General features: G+C 66.6%; 1 protein-coding gene. It reads right to left on the bottom strand.

From position 1 onward, the window contains the following. Nucleotides 1–315: MerR family transcriptional regulator (locus LPA41_RS41120; protein WP_229076908.1), on the bottom strand; the 315-nt coding region annotated here is incomplete at its 3' end. Nucleotides 316–449 lie beyond the last annotated feature (134 nt).

Here is a 449-nt window from a genome sequence, read left to right as displayed (position 1 = left end):
GTTGTTGGTTGGGTTGTTGTGGAGCCGCGCCCGGAGGGTGCGATGCAGCCTCTGGCTGTCGATCTGGATCTGGACGGGTCCGAGTTCATACTCGGGGGACTGGGCGATGACAGCCGCCCTTCGGGGGGTCAACCCGGCCTGGATGAGCGCCGCGATGGCGCCGATCCGGTCGAGTTGCGCGTCATCGAACGTGCGTGGCTGACCGGTGCCGGGCTGTGGCCGCGGGTGGTCGACGTACCGCCGGGTGACGATGCGGTCGACCTGCCGATAGCTGAGCCCGGTTGCCCTGGCGACGTCGTCGGTGGTGTGGGTCACGGGGTCGGTTCCTTCGTGTGCTGGTAGGTCCCGTCGGCCATTCGCGCCCAGGTCCGCGCGCGATTGATATTCATCTTGTCGTTGGCCGCGGCGATCAGGGTCGAGAAGGGGATGTCCATGAATACGCACCAGGA

It is taken from the genome of Actinoplanes sp. DH11 (assembly GCF_020873875.1).
Taxonomy (GTDB): Bacteria; Actinomycetota; Actinomycetes; order Mycobacteriales; family Micromonosporaceae; genus Actinoplanes.
This window is presented reverse-complemented; position numbering and strand designations above follow the sequence as displayed.